Annotated in this window: 14 protein-coding genes and 1 other RNA gene; 10 read left to right on the top strand and 5 right to left on the bottom strand. The window is 66.6% G+C overall.

All coding sequences use genetic code 11. The annotated features are described in order from the left end of the window. Positions 1 to 18: 18 nt before the first annotated feature. From CSQ85_RS02905 to ssrA, 8 genes are all read left to right on the top strand, one after another. Positions 19 to 1,539 (top strand): UDP-N-acetylmuramoyl-tripeptide--D-alanyl-D-alanine ligase, encoded by a 1,521-nt coding sequence (locus CSQ85_RS02905; RefSeq protein ID WP_150383018.1) that lies wholly within the window; start codon positions 19 to 21, stop codon positions 1,537 to 1,539. 110 nt (positions 1,540 to 1,649) lie between these two features. After that, positions 1,650 to 2,756 carry a phospho-N-acetylmuramoyl-pentapeptide-transferase gene (mraY, locus tag CSQ85_RS02900; RefSeq protein WP_150382797.1) on the top strand — a complete coding sequence of 369 codons (1,107 nt, stop codon included), beginning with the start codon at positions 1,650 to 1,652 and terminating at the stop codon, positions 2,754 to 2,756. Positions 2,757 to 2,839: 83 nt separating this feature from the next. Then, positions 2,840 to 4,291 carry a UDP-N-acetylmuramoyl-L-alanine--D-glutamate ligase gene (murD, locus tag CSQ85_RS02895; protein ID WP_150382796.1) on the top strand — a complete coding sequence of 484 codons (1,452 nt, stop codon included), beginning with the start codon at positions 2,840 to 2,842 and terminating at the stop codon, positions 4,289 to 4,291. Beyond that, on the top strand, positions 4,278 to 5,474 hold the full coding sequence (locus CSQ85_RS02890) for a peptidoglycan glycosyltransferase FtsW (protein WP_223846796.1): 1,197 nt from the start codon (positions 4,278 to 4,280) through the stop codon (positions 5,472 to 5,474). The genes murD and CSQ85_RS02890 overlap by 14 nt, the downstream gene beginning before the upstream one ends. Positions 5,475 to 5,541: 67 nt before the next feature. Beyond that, a complete protein-coding gene (locus tag CSQ85_RS02885; protein WP_150382795.1) occupies positions 5,542 to 6,699 on the top strand; it encodes a UDP-N-acetylglucosamine--N-acetylmuramyl-(pentapeptide) pyrophosphoryl-undecaprenol N-acetylglucosamine transferase in 1,158 nt (385 codons plus the stop codon). A gap of 23 nt (positions 6,700 to 6,722) precedes the next feature. Then, positions 6,723 to 8,321: a UDP-N-acetylmuramate--L-alanine ligase gene (gene murC / locus CSQ85_RS02880; RefSeq protein ID WP_150382794.1), complete on the top strand. Its 1,599-nt coding sequence runs from the start codon at positions 6,723 to 6,725 to the stop codon at positions 8,319 to 8,321. Next, the gene (locus CSQ85_RS02875) at positions 8,321 to 9,361 is read left to right on the top strand and encodes a cell division protein FtsQ/DivIB (RefSeq protein WP_150382793.1); all 1,041 of its coding nucleotides are present in this window, start codon (positions 8,321 to 8,323) and stop codon (positions 9,359 to 9,361) included. Before murC ends, CSQ85_RS02875 begins: the two co-directional genes overlap by 1 nt. Before the next feature lie 128 nt (positions 9,362 to 9,489). Beyond that, positions 9,490 to 9,886: a transfer-messenger RNA gene (gene ssrA / locus CSQ85_RS02870) on the top strand. Positions 9,887 to 10,032: 146 nt separating this feature from the next. On the opposite strand, the gene CSQ85_RS02865 is transcribed toward ssrA, so the two are convergent. The 5 genes from CSQ85_RS02865 to CSQ85_RS02845 form a co-directional block, all read right to left on the bottom strand. Further along, a complete protein-coding gene (locus CSQ85_RS02865; protein WP_107042136.1) occupies positions 10,033 to 10,317 on the bottom strand; it encodes an addiction module antidote protein in 285 nt (94 codons plus the stop codon). Next, positions 10,314 to 10,442, bottom strand: a complete 129-nt coding sequence (locus CSQ85_RS13495) for a type II toxin-antitoxin system RelE/ParE family toxin (protein WP_263390558.1) — start codon at positions 10,440 to 10,442, stop codon at positions 10,314 to 10,316. Before CSQ85_RS13495 ends, CSQ85_RS02865 begins: the two co-directional genes overlap by 4 nt. A gap of 222 nt (positions 10,443 to 10,664) precedes the next feature. Further along, complete coding sequence (locus CSQ85_RS02855) at positions 10,665 to 11,897, bottom strand: MFS transporter (protein ID WP_150382792.1); 1,233 nt, start codon at positions 11,895 to 11,897, stop codon at positions 10,665 to 10,667. 230 nt (positions 11,898 to 12,127) lie between these two features. After that, positions 12,128 to 13,024 carry a carbohydrate kinase family protein gene (locus CSQ85_RS02850; RefSeq protein ID WP_107042383.1) on the bottom strand — a complete coding sequence of 299 codons (897 nt, stop codon included), beginning with the start codon at positions 13,022 to 13,024 and terminating at the stop codon, positions 12,128 to 12,130. 75 nt (positions 13,025 to 13,099) lie between these two features. Beyond that, complete coding sequence (locus tag CSQ85_RS02845; protein ID WP_223846794.1) at positions 13,100 to 14,317, bottom strand: ROK family transcriptional regulator; 1,218 nt, start codon at positions 14,315 to 14,317, stop codon at positions 13,100 to 13,102. A gap of 277 nt (positions 14,318 to 14,594) precedes the next feature. Between CSQ85_RS02845 and CSQ85_RS02840 the strand changes: the two genes are divergently transcribed. Continuing rightward, positions 14,595 to 15,335 carry a copper homeostasis protein CutC gene (locus tag CSQ85_RS02840; protein WP_150382790.1) on the top strand — a complete coding sequence of 247 codons (741 nt, stop codon included), beginning with the start codon at positions 14,595 to 14,597 and terminating at the stop codon, positions 15,333 to 15,335. A 222-nt stretch (positions 15,336 to 15,557) separates the two neighbouring features. Then, positions 15,558 to 16,871, top strand: coding sequence for an ABC transporter substrate-binding protein (locus CSQ85_RS02835; protein ID WP_107042380.1), 1,314 nt, complete (start codon positions 15,558 to 15,560; stop codon positions 16,869 to 16,871). Positions 16,872 to 16,946: the final 75 nt, after the last annotated feature.

Here is a 16,946-nt window from a genome sequence, read left to right as displayed (position 1 = left end):
GAGACAGTGGGCAGCACGATGATGCCGATGACCATCACGCAGATCGCCGAGGCGACCGGAGGAAGGGTCGTGGCCCCGGCCACGGGTGAGGGGGCCGGGCGCGTGCCCGAGGGCGCCGTCGCCGTCTCCACGGTCAGCGACTCGCGTCAGGTGACCGCCGGCGGCGTGTTCGTCGCGATCAGGGGCGAGCGCGTGGACGGTCATGACTACGTGCCGAAGGTGGGCGCCGCCGGCGCGGTCGCCGCCATCGTCGACCATGAGGTCGCCGGCGCGGACATCGCGCAGATCGTCGTCGACGACACCGTCGCCGCGTTGGGCGAGCTGGCACGGTACAACATCGAGCGCCGCCGCGCCGCCGCGGACCCCGCGCAGGGCGGCAAGCCGTTCACGCTGGTGGCGCTGACCGGATCGGTCGGCAAGACCACCACCAAGGACCTGCTCAAGTCGCTGCTGTCGACCCTCGACGCCACGGTCGCGCCCGTCGGCTCGTTCAACAACGAGATCGGTCTGCCGCTCACGGCGCTGACCGTGAACGCCGACACCCGCTACTTCGTCGCGGAGATGGGGGCGAACCATGTCGGCGAGATCGCGCATCTGACCACGATCGCCCCGCCGGACATCGCCATCGTGCTCAAGGTCGGCGTGGCCCATCTGGGCGAGTTCGGCTCCGTCGAACGCATCGCGCAGGCCAAGTCCGAGATCGTGCGCGGCCTGCTGCCGGACGGCGTCGCCGTGCTCAACGCCGACGACGCGCATGTGGCGGCGATGGCGTCCATCGCCCCGGCCGGCGTCGTGCGCTTCGGCATCGACCCGACGCATGCGGCAGGCGACGCCCTGACCGCCCGCGACATCGCGACCGACGACCTCGACAGGCCCTCGTTCACGCTTCTCACCGACGACGGCGCGAGCGTGCACGTCCAGCTGGGCATCCCCGGCGCGCACAACGTGATGAACGCGCTGGCCGCGGCCACCGTCGCGCGCATGCTCGGCATGCCGCTCGACGACATCGCGCGCGTGCTCGGCGAGCAGCGCCATATCAGCCCGCACCGCATGGCCGTCTCCACGGTCGAGCGCGACGGCGCCTCCTTCACGCTCATCGACGACTCCTTCAACGCCAACCCCGATTCGATGAAGGCCGGACTCGACGGTCTGGCCCGCTGGGGAGCCGGGAAGGAGCCCGAGCCGTACCGCGTCGCCGTGCTCGGCGCGATGCTCGAGCTCGGCGGCGACGAGCGCGGCCTGCACCGCTCGGTCGGCGCCTACGCGGCCGGCCTCGGACTGGACCGCATCATCGCGGTCGGTTCGAAGACCGACGCCGAGTTCGACGCGCTCGCCGAGTCGCTGGCCGAAGGCGCCCGCGCCGAGCTGGCCGCCAAGGGCGTCTCCAACGTGCCGGTCGACTGGGTCCACGACGCCGACGAGGCCGACGGGCTCGTCACGTCGGTCGCGCGCGATCACGCCGGAACGGTCGTGCTGCTCAAGGGCTCGCACGCCTCGGGCCTGAGCGCGCTGGCCGAACGCTGGGCGCCCGCGCAGTGAAATGGGGTCCCGGGCCGGGACGCGGCTGGCGCGGCATACGCGGCTGACGCATATACGTCGGGCGGGAACAGGCCGCCCATGGGAAGACAGGGAATGAGGAAAGACCCGAAGTGATTGCGCTAATCATTGGAATGTTGGTGACGCTGGTCGTCACGCTCGTCGGCACCCCGATGCTCATCCGGCTCGTGCACCGGCTGCATTACGGCCAGTACATCCGCCAGGACGGCCCGAAGTCGCATCAGGTCAAACGCGGCACCCCGACGCTGGGCGGCGTGGTCATCAACCTGGCCATCGTGCTCGGATGGGGCGCCTCGGCCCTCTACCGCTACCTGCACATGGGCGACAAGCCGTCGTGGTCCGCCGTCCTCGTGCTCTTCGCGATGCTCTCGATGGGCCTGCTCGGCTTCATCGACGACTTCGCCAAGGTGCGCAAGAAGCAGAGTGAGGGGCTCACGGTGCGCGGCAAGTTCATCGGCCAGTTCATCTTCGCCACGATCTACGCGGTGCTCGCCCTGATCATCCCCACCAAAAGCGGCTTCCCGAGCGCGCAGGCGGGCATGAGCTTCATCGAGCGCCCGTTCTTCAGCTTCGAATTCGCCGGACGCGCCGTCGCCATCGTCCTGTTCGTCGTCTGGGTCAACTTCCTGATGACCGCGTGGACGAACGCCGTGAACCTGACCGACGGCCTCGACGGCCTCGCCGCCGGCTCGTCGATGATCGCGTTCACTGGCTACGGCGTGATCGCCTTCTGGGAGAGCTACCACCTCAAGGGCGCCGGCCACTCCGGCTACGCGTACGCCGTCTCCGACCCGCTCGACCTGACGATCATCGCCGTGTGCGCCGCCGTCGCCTGCATCGGGTTCCTGTGGTACAACACCAACCCCGCCTCCGTGTTCATGGGCGACACCGGTTCGCTCGCGCTGGGCGGCCTGTTCGCGGCCCTGTCGATCGCCACGCACACCGAGTTCCTCGCCGTCATCCTCGGCGGACTGTACGTGATCGAGGCGATGAGCGACGTCATCCAGGTCGGCTACTTCAAGGCCACGCACAAGCGCGTGTTCAAGATGGCGCCGATCCACCATCACTTCGAGCTGTGCGGATGGCAGGAATCCAAGGTGGTGGTCCGCTTCTGGATGATCGAGCTCATGTTCGTGCTCATCGCGCTCGTGGTCTTCTACGCCGACTGGGCCACCCGCTCCGGGCTGATCTTCGGCTGATTCCGGCTGATTTCCGGGCGTTCGTATACGGGTGTTCGTATAACGGGTCTTTACACAACCATCCATCAGGGGGCAAAGCAATCATGGATATCACAGGCAGGACCGTTCTGATCGCGGGCCTCGGCGTGTCTGGCACGTCGCTGGCCGAGGTGCTGCGCGAGTCCGGCGCCAGGGTCATCGGCGTCGACGAGAGGAAGCCGGACGCCGACCTCGACTCCTTCGACAAGGTCGACTGGAACGGCATCGACTATGTGATGTCGTCCCCGGTGTTCAACCCGCGCACCCCGTTCATCCTCGAGGCGCAGCGCCGCGGCATCCCCGTGCTGAGCGAGGTCGAGTTCGCCTGGCGCTTGCGCGTCGACTCGAAGCGCACCGGCCGGCCTGCCGCGTGGATCGGCATCACCGGCACCAACGGCAAGACCTCCACCACCGAGATGACCTCGGTGATGCTCGAGGCGTGCGGCTACGACGCGCCGACCGCCGGCAACATCGCCTCCGGCAACATGGCGATGTCCCTGTCCCGCTGCGCCACCAACCCCGAGCATGACGTGCTGTGCGTCGAACTGAGCTCCTTCCAGCTGCATTTCACCGATTCGCTCGCCCTCGACTGCGCCGCCATCACCAACATCGCCGACGACCACCTCGATTGGCACGGTGGACGCGAGAACTACGCCGCCGACAAGGCCAAGGTGTTCCACGGCGTCAAGCGGGCCCTCGTCTACAACGCGGACGACCCGCTGGTCACGCGCAAGGCCGAGGAGGCCGAGCCCGCCGAAGGGTGCCGCCGGGTCGGCTTCACGCTCCACGAGCCCAAGGCCGGCCAGATCGGCGTCAAGGACGGATGGATCGTCGACATGAGCGGCGTCGCCGGGGCGGAGGTCGGCGAGGCCGTGCGTCTCGCCCCGATCGCCGAGTTCGATCACCTGACGGAGCCCGACGGCACGGTCTACCCGCATCTGCTCGCCGACGCGCTCACCGCCCTCGCGCTGGTCCTCGGCTTCGGCGCCGACCGCGACAAGGCCCTCGACGCGCTGCGCACGTTTAAGCCCGGCGGCCACCGCATCGCCACCGTCGCCGCGACGACGCCGGACGACGCCGGCCGCACCATCCGTTTCGTCGACGACTCCAAGGCCACCAACGCGCATGCCGCCAACGCTTCCCTGTCAAGCTTCGCCGACGGCTCGGTGGTCTGGATCGCGGGCGGCCTTGCCAAGGGCAGCCGCTTCGAACATCTCGTCGCCGACCGCAGCCGCACGATCAAGGCGGCCGTGATCATCGGACGCGACCAGCAGCCGATGATCGACGCCTTCGCCGCGTCCTCCCCGTCGACCCCGCTGACCGTCATCAACCCCGATCCGAACGACGACGTGATGGCCCGCGCCGTCGAGGCCGCGGGACGGTACGCCGAGCCCGGCGACGTGGTCCTTATGGCCCCTGCCTGCGCCTCGATGGACCAGTTCGTCTCCTACGCCGACCGCGGCGTCAAGTTCACCGAGGCCGCCAGGCGATGGGTCAGCGCGTATGACGGACGCTGACCGCCCCGATCGCGCGGGAAAGCGCTCCACAAGCCCGCAGAGCCTGTTCAACCCGCTGTGGTGTTACCACGGGTTCCGCATGTCCGTGCTGGGACTGAGCGTCTTCGGCGTGATCATGGTGTTCTCCAGCTCCGCCGTATCGAACGCCTCGACGGGCAAGTCGCCGTTCTCCAGCCTCAATCAGGCGTTTTTCTGCGTCGTCGGACTGGTGGTGGGGTTCGTGCTGTCGATGCTGCCGGTCAAGTTATACCGTCAGTTCGGCTTCGTCGCCGTGGGCCTCGCCATGGCCGTGCAGATGCTGACCTTCACCGGACTCGGCGTCGAGCAATACGGCAATGCGGGATGGATCCGCGTCGGCGGCATCACGATACAGCCGGCCGAGCTCATCAAATTCGCCTTGTGCATATGGCTGCCCTCGGCGTTGATCGTGGCCAAACGCCGCTATGACCGGGCGAAAAGCCTGCGTGACCAGGTCAAGGCGTACAGCGTGGTCGTCGGGGTGTACGTCGTGTGCCTGCTGCTCGTGCTCGGCGGCAAGGACCTCGGCACCGCGATGATCCTCCTGTTCATCGGCGTCGTGGCGTTCCTCATCGCGGGTTTCCCCGGCAAATGGCTGGCAGGGTCGGGCGTCGTCATGGCGGTGGGGGTCATCGCGATGATCGCGTCCAGCCCCAACCGCCGACAGCGCGTGCTCGCCGCGTACACCGAATGCTCGGCGGCCGACGCGCAGGGCATCTGCTTCCAGTCGATGCACGCCCGCTACGCGATCGCCTCAGGCGGGTTCCTGGGGCTGGGTCTCGGCAACTCACGCGAGAAATGGAACTACCTGCCGGCCGCGCACAACGACTTCATCTTCGCGATCATCGGCGAGGAGACCGGCTTCCTCGGCTGCGCGATGGTGATCCTCATCTTCGTGATCCTCGGATGGTGCCTGCTGTTCAGCGCCCTGCAGCTCAAGGACCGCTACAGCTCGATGGTGCTCATGCTGATCCTCGTCTGGCTCGTCGGCCAGGCGATGGTCAACATCGGCGTCGTCGTCGGCATCTTCCCCGTGTTCGGCGTGCCGATGCCGTTCATCTCCGCCGGCGGATCGTCGATGATCATGTGTCTGGGCATATCCGGGGTCGCGCTGCGGATCATGCGCCAGCAGGCCCAGATCAAGGCTGATGTCTCCAAGCTGTGACGATCGGACAATAGGACTTGCGTCCCGGGCGAGCAACTGTGACCGCGGGCGACTATGCTCGTACAGCATGAAGCACATCGTCCTCGCCGGCGGCGGCACCGCCGGCCATGTCAACCCGTTGCTGTCCGTCGCCGCCGCGATCGGCCGAATCGAACCCGATGCCAAGGTGAGCGTCATCGGCACGGCCGTGGGGCTCGAGAAGGATCTGGTCCCCGCGGCCGGCCTCGAGCTCGACACCATCGAGAAGGTGCCGTTCCCGCGCCGTCCCAACCTGTACATGCTGAAGTTCCCCGGCAAATGGGCCGCCGAGACGCGCAAGGTGCGTTCGATCCTCGAGGATCGTCAGGCCGATGTGGTCGTCGGATTCGGTGGCTACGCCTCCGCCCCCGCCTACGCCACCGCGCACAGGATGGGCGTGCCGATCGTCATCCACGAGCAGAACGCCCGCGCGGGCATGGCCAACAAGCTCGGCAGCCGCTGGGCCGAGTTCATCGGCACCGTCTACGAGGGTACCGGGCTGAAGCCCGCCAAGGGCGGCGAGATCGAACGCGTAGGGCTGCCGCTGCGCCCCGCCATCGCCTCGCTGGTGACCAAGCTCGAGACCGACCGGGCGGCCGCCCGCGCCGAGGCGGCGCGCGAACTCGGCGTCGACCCCGACCGCCCGCTCGTGCTCGTCACCGGCGGCTCGCTGGGCGCGGTGAGCCTCAACCGGGCCGTGGCCGCCGCCTCCGGCGACATCCTCAAGGTCGCGCAGGTCGTGCACCTGACCGGCAAGGGCAAGTCGGACGAGGTCACGAAGCTCGTCGACGTCAACGCCGGTGCCGGGCACCTGACGGGCCTCGGCCCGCAAAGCGCCGGCAAGGGGGACTACCACGTCGCCGAATACCTGGAGCGCATCGATCTGGCGTTCGCCTGCGCCGACCTCGTCATCTGCCGTTCCGGCGCCGGCACGGTCGCCGAACTGACCGCCTTGGGCCTGCCCGCCGTCTACGTGCCGCTGCCGATCGGCAACGGCGAGCAGCGGTTCAACGCCCAGCCGGTCGTCGATGCGGACGGCGGCCTCATGGTCGCGGACTCCGAGCTGACCCCGGCATGGGTACGCGAGGAGATCCCCACGCTCCTCGCCGACGGCGAACGCCTCACGGCCATGGGCGCCAACGCCTGGGGCTACGGCATCCGCGACGCGGCCGAGACGATGGCGAGGCGGGTCCTCGAACTCGCCTGAACGCCGTTCGCCGCCGTCATCGCATGCGACATAATGAATACAGTTTGACTTCGTTCCACAAGGAGTGCGTTTCCGTGACCTCAGACACCACATCGCCCATCATCCTCAACCCCGAGCACGCCGCGTTCGCGGCCGACGAAACCGTCGACGTGCTGGGGGCCACGCATTTCATCGGCATCGGGGGAGCGGGCATGTCCGTCCTCGCCGAGATGCTGCACGAGCGGGGGGTCGCCGTGTCCGGCTCCGATCGCGAGCGCAGCGCCAAGACCGACCGTCTTGAGTCGCTCGGCATCAGGGTCGCCTTCGGTCAGCGCGCCGAGAACGTCGCCGACGCCGACACCGTCGTGTACTCCAGCGCCATCAAGCCCGACAACCCGGAGATCGTCGCGGCGGCCGGCGCAGGCAAGCGCATCGTGCACCGCAGCGACATCCTCGCGCTGCTCATGCACGGACGCCGCGCGGTCGCCGTCGCGGGCGCGCACGGCAAGACCACCACCAGTTCGATGCTCGCGCACATCCTCGAGCATTGCGGCGCCGACCCCAGTTATGCGATCGGCGGCTCCATCCAGGGCGCCGACGGCACCGTCATCGACGGCGGACACGTCGGCGGTGGGGACGCGCTCGTCGCCGAGGCCGACGAATCCGACGGCAGCTTCGAGAAGTACCGTCCCGAGATCGCGATCATCACCCACTGCGAGGCCGACCACCTCGACCACTACGGCGACGAGGCGCACTACCGCGCCGCGTTCGTCGAACACGCCAGGCACGCCACCGGGCACGTGATCATCTGCGCCGACGATCCGAACGCGCTCGCCGTGCTGCTCGCCCTTGACCCCGAGACGGCGTCCAAGGCCATCGCCTACGGCGCCACGCCCGCCGACGATCCCGCGCTGGAAGGGCGTGGAGACGGAGCATACGTGCATATCGCGGCCGAAAGCGAGGCGAGCGGGTCCGGCGCCGAACGATTCACGCTGCATCTGCCGGCGGCGGTCGCCGGACGGGAGACGGGATCGGGCGTCGACGTGCCGGTTTCGCTGACCGTGCCCGGACTGCACAACGCGCGCAACGCCGCGGCCGCCATCACGGCCGCCGTGCTGCTCGGCGTCGATCCTGTGGCCGCGGCCGGGGCCCTCGCCTCGTTCCACGGCGCCGTACGCCGCTTCCAGATCAAGGGTGTCGTCAAGCAGGTCACCGTGGTCGACGACTACGCGCACCATCCCACCGAGATCGCCGCGCTGCTCGACGCCGCCCGCCGCCGCTACCCGGACAGCGTGATCCGCGTGCTGTTCCAGCCGCACCTGTTCAGCCGCACCAAGTTCTTCGCCCGTGAGTTCGCCGAGGCGCTCGCCAAGGCCGACGACGTCATCGTCACCGGCATCTACCCGGCCCGCGAGAAGCAGGCCGACTTCCCGGGCGTCGGCCCGCTGACCATCGTGCGCGAGGCGCAGGGCATGAGCGGTGTCGAGTTCCGCGCCGTCGACGACATGGAGCTCGCCGCCCGGATGATGGCGATGCGCGCCCATCACGGCGACGTCATCTTCACCGTGGGCGCCGGCGACATCACCGACATGGGCGAGGTGATCCTCCACGCGCTCGAGGCGCATCGCGAAAGCTGCGAGTGATGGCCGGCAGGGTCGTCAGCTCCGGCGGCAAGGGGAGCCGCGGCCGTTCGTCGGAACACGGGCGTTCGTCGGAACACGATCGGGACCGGCAGGGACGGCGTCAGCCGGACGGGCATGCCGTCGGCCGTCGCACCGCCTCGTCGGGATCGTCGCGCACGCCCGCGGACCGCTCGCGTTCGGAGCCGGGCGCGTTCGTCGACGCGCGTCGGCTGAGCAGTGAGGATCTGGTCGCCAAGACGCTTCAGGAGAACTCCGGCATGCTGGGCCTCGCCACAAGGCCCAAGGTCGTCGATTTCACGGCGCGGGCGAAGGAGCGCAAACGCGCCGGTGTGAGGGTCGTCGCCCTGCGCGTCGCCGTGGCGGTCCTCGTCGCGGCCGTGATCGCGGGGCTGTGCTGGCTGCTGTTCCTGTCTCCCATGCTGCGTCTCGACGCCTCGCAGGTCACGGTGTCCGGCGCCAACGAATGGGTGAGCGAGGCCGACATCCGCGACATCGTGGACGGGCAGGCCGGCCGGTCGCTCGTGCTGGTCAACACCGGCGAGATGACCGAACGCATGTCGTCCATCCCCGGCGTCACCAGCGCGACGGCGACGAAACGCTGGCCGCACGGGCTCGATGTCGTCGTCGCGTCGCAGCGTCCCGCCGCGATGCTCAAACCCACGGATGGCGACTCGATGACCGCCGTCGACGCGAAGGCCCGCGTGCTCAACTCCGTGGCGGGGGCCTCGGCGGACGGCATCCCCGTCATCGAGGTGAAGGACGTGTCGGCGAGCCTGAAGCGCACCGGCGTCAGGGAGGCGCTCAAGGTGCTGGATGCGCTGTCCGAGTCGATGCGCAACAGCATCACCAAGGTCACGGCGGACACGCAGGACTCCGTCACCGTCGAACTCGACGGCGGCAAGCATGTGGTCGTCTGGGGCGACTCCTCGCAGATGAAGCTCAAAAAGGCCGTCGTCGACAAGATCCTGTCCGATCCGAACGTCATCGGGGACAAGACGCAGGTCGACGTCTCCGCGCCGTTGCGGCCGGTGCTGCGCTGAGACGCGGCGCCGGTTTCGCCCACGGCGCATTCGTGCGCCTGGGCGGTACGGCGATTTGCGTTTCATCCCCGACGGCTGTATGCTAAAGTGTCCGCCTGAAAAGACGGGCTGCTTGATAATTCAAGATTGGGGATGATCGGTTTCGACGGTGACCTGTTCGTCGCAGGGAAGCGTGCCGAGAACGCCGGGTCCGCTCGTGGATGCCCCCGGCAAAAGAATAAGTGCTAAATCTAACCGCACTGAGTTCGCTCTCGCTGCCTGAGCTTCGCGCCAGGATTAACCAGTGAGCAGCCGCTCCGTTCACTCTCCCTCGTCTTCGGGGGGATGCTGAGCGTCGTTTAGAGGACTTGCTGATGTGGCTGAGCCTCAGGGCCACACCGGGACTTTAACTGCGGATATGCCCGCCAACAGTTGTCTGCGACAAAGTTGGGAGCAGAAAAACCGCCGCACGGCCAGCAGACTACGCACGTAGAAGACTGAGGGTACGGTCGCCGGACCGGGGTTCAATTCCCCGCATCTCCACTGTTGCGAAGACAGGCTAAGAGCCGCTTTCCCCTACGAGAGTAAGGGAAAGCGGCTCTTTTCGTATCGTTCAGCATCACTCGAACCCACCTCATATCACGAAAGGATGTAGGCGAAATGTGGGCAAAGTCGAAGTCGGGTGTTGTTTTTCAGGCGGGCTGGATGCTAAGTCGTCCACCAAGGGCGTGAATGACCTTGAGGATGGTTTGGAAACTGGGGTTGCCGTCGCGGCTCAGGCTCTTGTAGAGGCTTTCACGGCCCACGCCTGCCTCCTTGGCGATCTGCGTCATTCCGCGCGCCTTGGCGACATTGCCGAGTGCGACCTGCATGAGTACTGGGTCGTCGTATTCGGCGATGGCGTTGAGATAAGCGATGGTGTCCTGTTCGTTCTCGAGGTATTCGCTGGTGTCGTAGTCGGTGAATTCGTTGCTCATTGTTGCTCCTTGTAGTCGTCGAGAATATCGTGCGCGTGTCTGATGTCGTCCTGTTGGGTGCTTTTGTCGCCGCCCGCAAGCAGCAGCATAAGCACGTCTCCTTCAGCTGATTGTTTGATCTCCACATTGTTTATCGTATCCTGTGGAATACAGGATGTCAATCCGTTGGCACACCATTGCCGCCGCGGTCGTTCCGTATGTAGTGTCTGACGGAGGTCTGCGATGCAATCGAACGTGGAAAAGCCCCTGCAAGTGGTGCAGAGCACACCTGCAGGGGCTTTTCCATGGGCCCGTAGTTCGGGGATCATGCAAATCCCCGAACTACGGGCAGTTTGAGAGCTGCGCGATCAGGCCTTCTTGGAACCCTCGAGGACCTTGTAGGCGAAGGCGACGACGAGGACGTAGACGCAGCCCACGGCCATCACGAGGATGCCGCCGAACTGGCCCGCGGCGTCGGCCGCGACACCCATGACCGGCGGGAAGATCGCGCCGCCGATCAGGCCCATGAGCATGAGGCCGGAGATCTCGTTCTGGCGATCCGGACGGTACATGAGGGCGTGGGAGAGGAACAGCGAGAACACGTTCGAGTTGCCGAAGCCGACAAGCGCGACGGCCACCCAGAACAGCCACTGCGGCGGGTTGGACGGGGTCAAGGCGAAGATCGCGAAGCAGATCGCGGACAGGGTCATGATCACGCCGCAGATGCGCATGCCGAGCTTGTTGCTCATCTTCTGCAGGACAATGCCGCCGGTGAAGCAGCCGATCATACGGGCGATGAAGTACACCATCGTGGCGTTGGTGGCGACGGTCAGGGCGATGTCGGTGTGCTCCATGAGGATGCGCGGGGCCTGAGCGTTGATGCCCACGTCGACGCCCACGTGGGCGACGATGCCGAGGAAGCACAGGAAGACGATGCGGTCGGAGAACAGCAGCTTGAAGCAGCGGCCGATGGTGGTGGTGCCGGCGTCGGGGGCGGGCTCCTCGATCTTGTCGAAGGCGAGCCAGATGTAGCCGATGATGCCGACGACCAGGTAGATCACGAACAGGATCCACCACATGCCCAGCTGGTTGAAGCCCCACGCGGCGATGTACGGGGCGAACAGGGATGCGAACGCCTTGACGAACTGGCCGGTGGTCAGCGTGGAGGCGAGCTTGTCGCCCTTGACGAACACGGTCAGCAGCGGGTTGAGCGACACCTGCATCAGCGTGTTGCCGATGCCGAGGAACGCGAAGGAGATGACGATCAGCACCAGCTGGATGGTCGACTTCGCCGGGCATGCGACGTACGCGATGATCGGCAGGGCCATGGCCACGAGAGTGACGAGGATGGACCACAGCACGGTCTTGCGGCGGCCGATCTTGTTCATCAGGATGCCGGTGGGCACGGAGAAGATGAGGAACCAGAAGAACACCATGGTGGTGAACAGGTTCGCGGTGCCGTCGGCCAGCGTGAACTCGGCCTTGACGTAGTTGGTGGCCGTGCCGACGAGGTCGACGAAGCCCATGACGAAGAACGCCAGCATGACCGGCGCGATCTTGGCGAATCCGGCGTTGCCGGTCTTGGTTGTTTCGTTGCTCATTGTGATATCCCTTTTTCTTTACTGCTTTGTAATGAGACGAAAAATGGTTGGTTGTTGGATGGCTGCCTTCGGGCGTCCCGTTCGCCTCGAAGGGCGGGCGATACGCGGGAAAGACGCAGGAGGGGCGTCGATGCCCCTCCTGCGGCCCCGTCACGCATGATCGCGCATGCGAAATGCGAAATGCGGAATGCATGGCGGACGGCGGGGCCGCGTTGGCGGGAAGGCGTGGCCTACTTGCCGGCCTCGGCCAGGTAGTCGGTCATCTGGGCCGGGTACTCCGGCCAGGCGCCGTTCTGCGTGCACACGAAGGCGGCGGTGTTGACGGCCTTGCGGTGCGCTTCGGACAGGGAGTCGCCCAGCAGGGTGCGAGCGGTGAACGTGCCGGAGAAGGAGTCGCCGGCGCCGACGGTGTCGACGACCTCGACGCGCGGGGTGTCCACGGTGGAGATCTCGCCGTTCTTGGAGATGATCGTGGAGTAGGCGGAGCCGGCGGTCAGGATCACGTAGTCGAGGTCGTAGTTCTCGAGGAACCAGCGGGAGGCGTCGTCGCCGGAGGTGCCGCGGATGTCGAACATGTCGCGCAGGAGGAGCAGCTCCTCGTCGTTGATCTTGAAGACGGTGGCGTAGCCGAGCAGCTCCTCGATGAGCTCCTTGGAGTAGTGGTCGCCGCGCAGGTTGATGTCGAAGAACTTCATCGCGCCCGGCTTGGTGTGCTTGAGCAGCTCGGTGATGGTGGCGTGCGACTCGGGGGAGCGCAGGGCCAGGGTGCCGTAGCACACGGCGTCGGCCTGCTGGACGACCTCGATCAGCTGCTTGGTGTACAGGATGTGGTCCCAGGCCACGCCCTTGACGATGGTGTACTCCGGGATGCCGTTCCTGAGCTCGACCTCGACGGTGGAGGTCGGCCAGGCGTTGCGCTGGATGACGGCGTGGATGCCGGCCTTGGCGGTTTCGGCGAGCAGCTCGTCGCCGAGCTCGTCCTCGCCGACGGCGGAGATGGAGTAGCCGTCCGCGCCGTTCATCATCGCGTGGTAGGCGAAGTTGACGGGGGCGCCGCCGGCGCGCTTGCCGGTGGGGAGCATGTCCCACAGGAGCTCGCCGAGGGAGAGAACGATGGGCTTGGACATGGTGGTTTCCTTTCCTTGTGTTGGTGTTGGTGGTTTTCCGTTTGGGAAATCTTGATGATCCGGTTCCGGGCGGGTCTAGCTCAGGTCGAAGAACATCGACGGATGATCGAGGAACTGGGTGACCGCCACGGCGGAGGCGCCGCAGACGATGGCGTCGGTGGACATCGTCGACAGGGTGATCTCGGTGGACTCATAGAGCTCCCGCACCGAGCGTTCGCGCACGGTGGCGCGCACCTCGTCGAGGAGTGGCTGGCCCGCCTCGGAGACGATGTCGCCGATGATGATGTGGCTGGGGTTGAAGGCGTTGAAGATGTTCATGCAGCCGTATCCGACGTAGCGGCCGATGTCGAGGACGAGCGCGCGCGCCGCCTCGTCGCCTGCCGCGGACTTGGCGAACAGGGCGCGGGACGCCTCGGAGTTGGACATCCCCGCCGCTCCGGGCACGACCGAGCCGTCCTCGATGAGCATCTTGTGGATGGCCGGGGTGGAGCAGTAGCGTTCGAGGCATCCGACGTTGCCGCAGTCGCAGGGCCTGCCGTTGACGTCGATGGACATGTGGCCGATCTCCGTGGCGGCGCCGAGGGCGCCGTTGACGATGTGGCCGTTGTCGATGACGCCGAGCCCGACGCCCTCGCCGATCAGGTAGTAGGCGAGGTTGCTTTCGCCGTGGGAGTCCGGATCGAACAGGTAGTGCGCCAGCACGCCGGCGCGGGCGTCCTGTTCGATGAACACGGGCACGTCGAAGGCGTGGACGAATTCGTCGATGAAGTTCACGCTGCTCCAGCCCTGCATCGACGAGACGACCGCGGTGTAGCCCTTGTCGCGCATGTAGGGGCCGGGGATGGCCATGCCGATGGCGACGACGTGCCTGTCGCCGGCGATCAGGCTCTCGATGCGCCGGTGCAGGAGCCTGACGGCCTCGTCGATCGTGTCGTTGGTGACGGGGGGCATGTCCTCGACGCTCAGGGCGACGCCGCACAGGTCGAACACGCCGATCTGCACGAGCGAACGGGCGAACTTGACGCCGATGATGTGGAATTTCGTGGTGTCGAGCATGAGCCCGATCGAGCGGCGGTTCTTCGCGCCCTCCATGTCGCCGGTCTCCTCGATGGCGCCGGCCTCGATGAGCTGCGCGGTGATCTTGGTGATGGCGGCGGGGGTGAGGTGCAGCGCCTTGGCGATCTGCGCCCGGGAGCTCACACCGTGGTGGTAGAGGTGCTGGAGGATGCGGGAGCGGTTGTATTCGGCCAGCGAAGCCTGGGAGGCCTTGGTGACGTTCCTGCCGTCGTTCATGCCTGACACCTCCTTGCGCTCGCACATCATTGAGTGGTTGTCCGCTCGTCCTTGAATCTGAACTTGGTTAAGATATTAACGCTGTTAATGTATGAATGCAATTAAGCGACCGGCACGGCGTGTCTTAAGTGATTACCCCGTTTTGCCCCGTATTTCCCGCGATGGATCGCCGGCGCGCCCGGTCGATCCTGCCGCGCCGGGTGTCGGCGCCGTGGTCGCTCGACTACGATGGAGGCACTCGCGCATGAGGCGCGGGGATCAGGGCGAAGGAGCCGATATGACGATGATCGAGATAGCAGTCCAGGACGTGCAGGGTGCCCGCATCGCGAAGGAGGAGGGCGCCGACCGCATCGAGCTGTGCGTGGCGCTGGGCGCGACCGGCGGCCTCACCCCGAGCGCCGGGCTCATCGCCGCATGCGCCGCGGTGGGTGTGCCGCGAGGGGTGCAGGCGTTGATCCGGCCACGCGCCGGCTCGTTCGTGTTCGATGACGACGAGAAGGCCGTCCAGCTCGCCGACGTGCGCGAGGCCGTCCGTGCCGGCGCCGCCGGCGTCGTCGTCGGCGGTCTCACGCCGGCGGGGGAGGTCGACGCGCCGTTCGCCTCCGCCCTCGTCGAGGCGGCGCGCGAGGCCGGCGATCGCGAGGGGCGCGAGATCGAGGTCACCTTCCACCGCGCCTTCGACATGGCCGTCGACCGCATCGACGCGTTGGAGACGCTCGTCGGACTGGGGTACACGCGCGTGCTCACCTCGGGTGGCGCGCCGAGCGTGCCGGAGGGGATCGACGCCCTGCGCGAACTGGCCGATCGCGCTGCAGGACGCATCCAGATCGAGGCCGGGGGCGGGCTCACGGTCGCCTCGATCCCGCAGGTCAGGGACACCGGTGTGGACGCGCTGCACCTGTCGGCCAAGAGGCTCGTCGCCTCGCACGGCGGCCCCGGGGGCGGGGGCGACGAACCGGTCGAACGCACCGACCGCGGCATCGTGCGCGAGGCCGTCGCCGCGGCGCACGCGGCGTGACCGTCCTGCCGGACGGGGGTAGGCAAAGCTTCAAGTAAAGGTGATTGACGTAATGGGAAAACCGTTGCTGTTGCACGGTTTTCCCATTGTTATGCCAGAGTATCCAATGATGACACGCGCTTAATGCAAAGACAATTGACATATAATCCCGTACCCCCTAAAGTGTCCAGTAGTTGCCACAACGCGGTGGCGACACCCATATCTCGAAGAGGAGTAAAGGAAATGTCATACAAGAAGCGTGTGATCGCCGGTGCGGCCGTCGTCGCCGCCATGGCCATGGGTCTCGCCGGCTGCGGCTCGGACTCCAACGACATCGCCTCCAAGGACTCGTCCGACGGCGGCGTGGTGAACATCACCTACATGCACCGCCTGCCCGACGGCGACGGCATGGTCCTGGTCAACGACATCGTGGCCAAGTGGAACAAGGAGCATCCGAACATCCAGGTCAAGGCCACCAAGTTCGACGGCAAGGCCTCCGAGATGATCAAGAAGCTCGAGACCGACGTCAAGTCCGACACTGCGCCGGATCTGGCGCAGATCGGCTATTCCGAGCTGCCTGAGGTCTTCACGAAGGGCATGCTCCAGGACGTCACCGAATACGCAGAGCAGTACAAGGACCACTTCGCCTCCGGACCTTACGGGCTCATGCAGGTCAACGGCAAGAGCTACGGCCTGCCGCAGGACACCGGCCCGCTGACCTACTTCTACAACAAGACCGAGTTCGACAAGCTCGGCATCAGCGTGCCGAAGACCGCCGACGAGCTCATCGAGACGGCCAAGAAGACCGCGGCGCAGGGCAAGTACATCATGTCGTTCCAGCCCGATGAGGCCATGATGACGATGTCCGGGCAGGCCGGCGCCTCCGGCGCGTGGTACACGATCGAGGGCGACGCGTGGAAGGTCGACACCCAGACCGACGGCTCGAAGGCCGTGGCCGACGTCTACCAGCAGCTGCTCGACGCCAAGGCGGCCACCACCAACCAGCGCTGGGACGCCTCCTTCGACGCCTCGCTGCAGGACGGCTCGCTGATCGGCACCGTCGCCGCCGCGTGGGAGGCCCCGCTGTTCATGTCCTCCGCCGGCGAGGCCAGCTCCGGCCAGTGGCAGGTCACGCAGATCGGCGACTGGTTCGGCAACGGCACCAAGACCGGCGCCGACGGCGGCTCCGGCGTGGCCGTGCTCAAGACCTCCAAGCACCCCAAGGAGGCCATGGAGTTCCTCGACTGGTTCAACACCCAGGTGCCCGATCTCGTCTCGCAGGGCCTCGTCGTGGCCGCCACCACCGAGGACGCCGAGACCCCCGAGGACTGGGCCACGTTCTTCGGCGGACAGGACATCATGTCCGAGTTCAAGACCGCGAACGCGAACATGAGCGACTTCATCTACATCCCCGGCTTCTCCGCGGTCGGTGCGAAGATGAACGAAACCGCCGCCAAGGTCGTCGACGGCTCCGCCAAGGTCTCCGACATCTTCGCCGACGCGCAGACCACCTCGGTGGCCACGCTCAAGGACCTGAAGCTGTCCGTCAAGGAATGACGACCCGCGGCGTCGGCGTCGCGGCGGACGAAACGGCGTGATCGCCGTGGGTCCCCGGCCGACCCGGGTCCCGGG

The organism is Bifidobacterium rousetti (assembly GCF_008698235.1).
Classification (GTDB): domain Bacteria; phylum Actinomycetota; class Actinomycetes; order Actinomycetales; family Bifidobacteriaceae; genus Bifidobacterium; species Bifidobacterium rousetti.
This window is presented reverse-complemented; position numbering and strand designations above follow the sequence as displayed.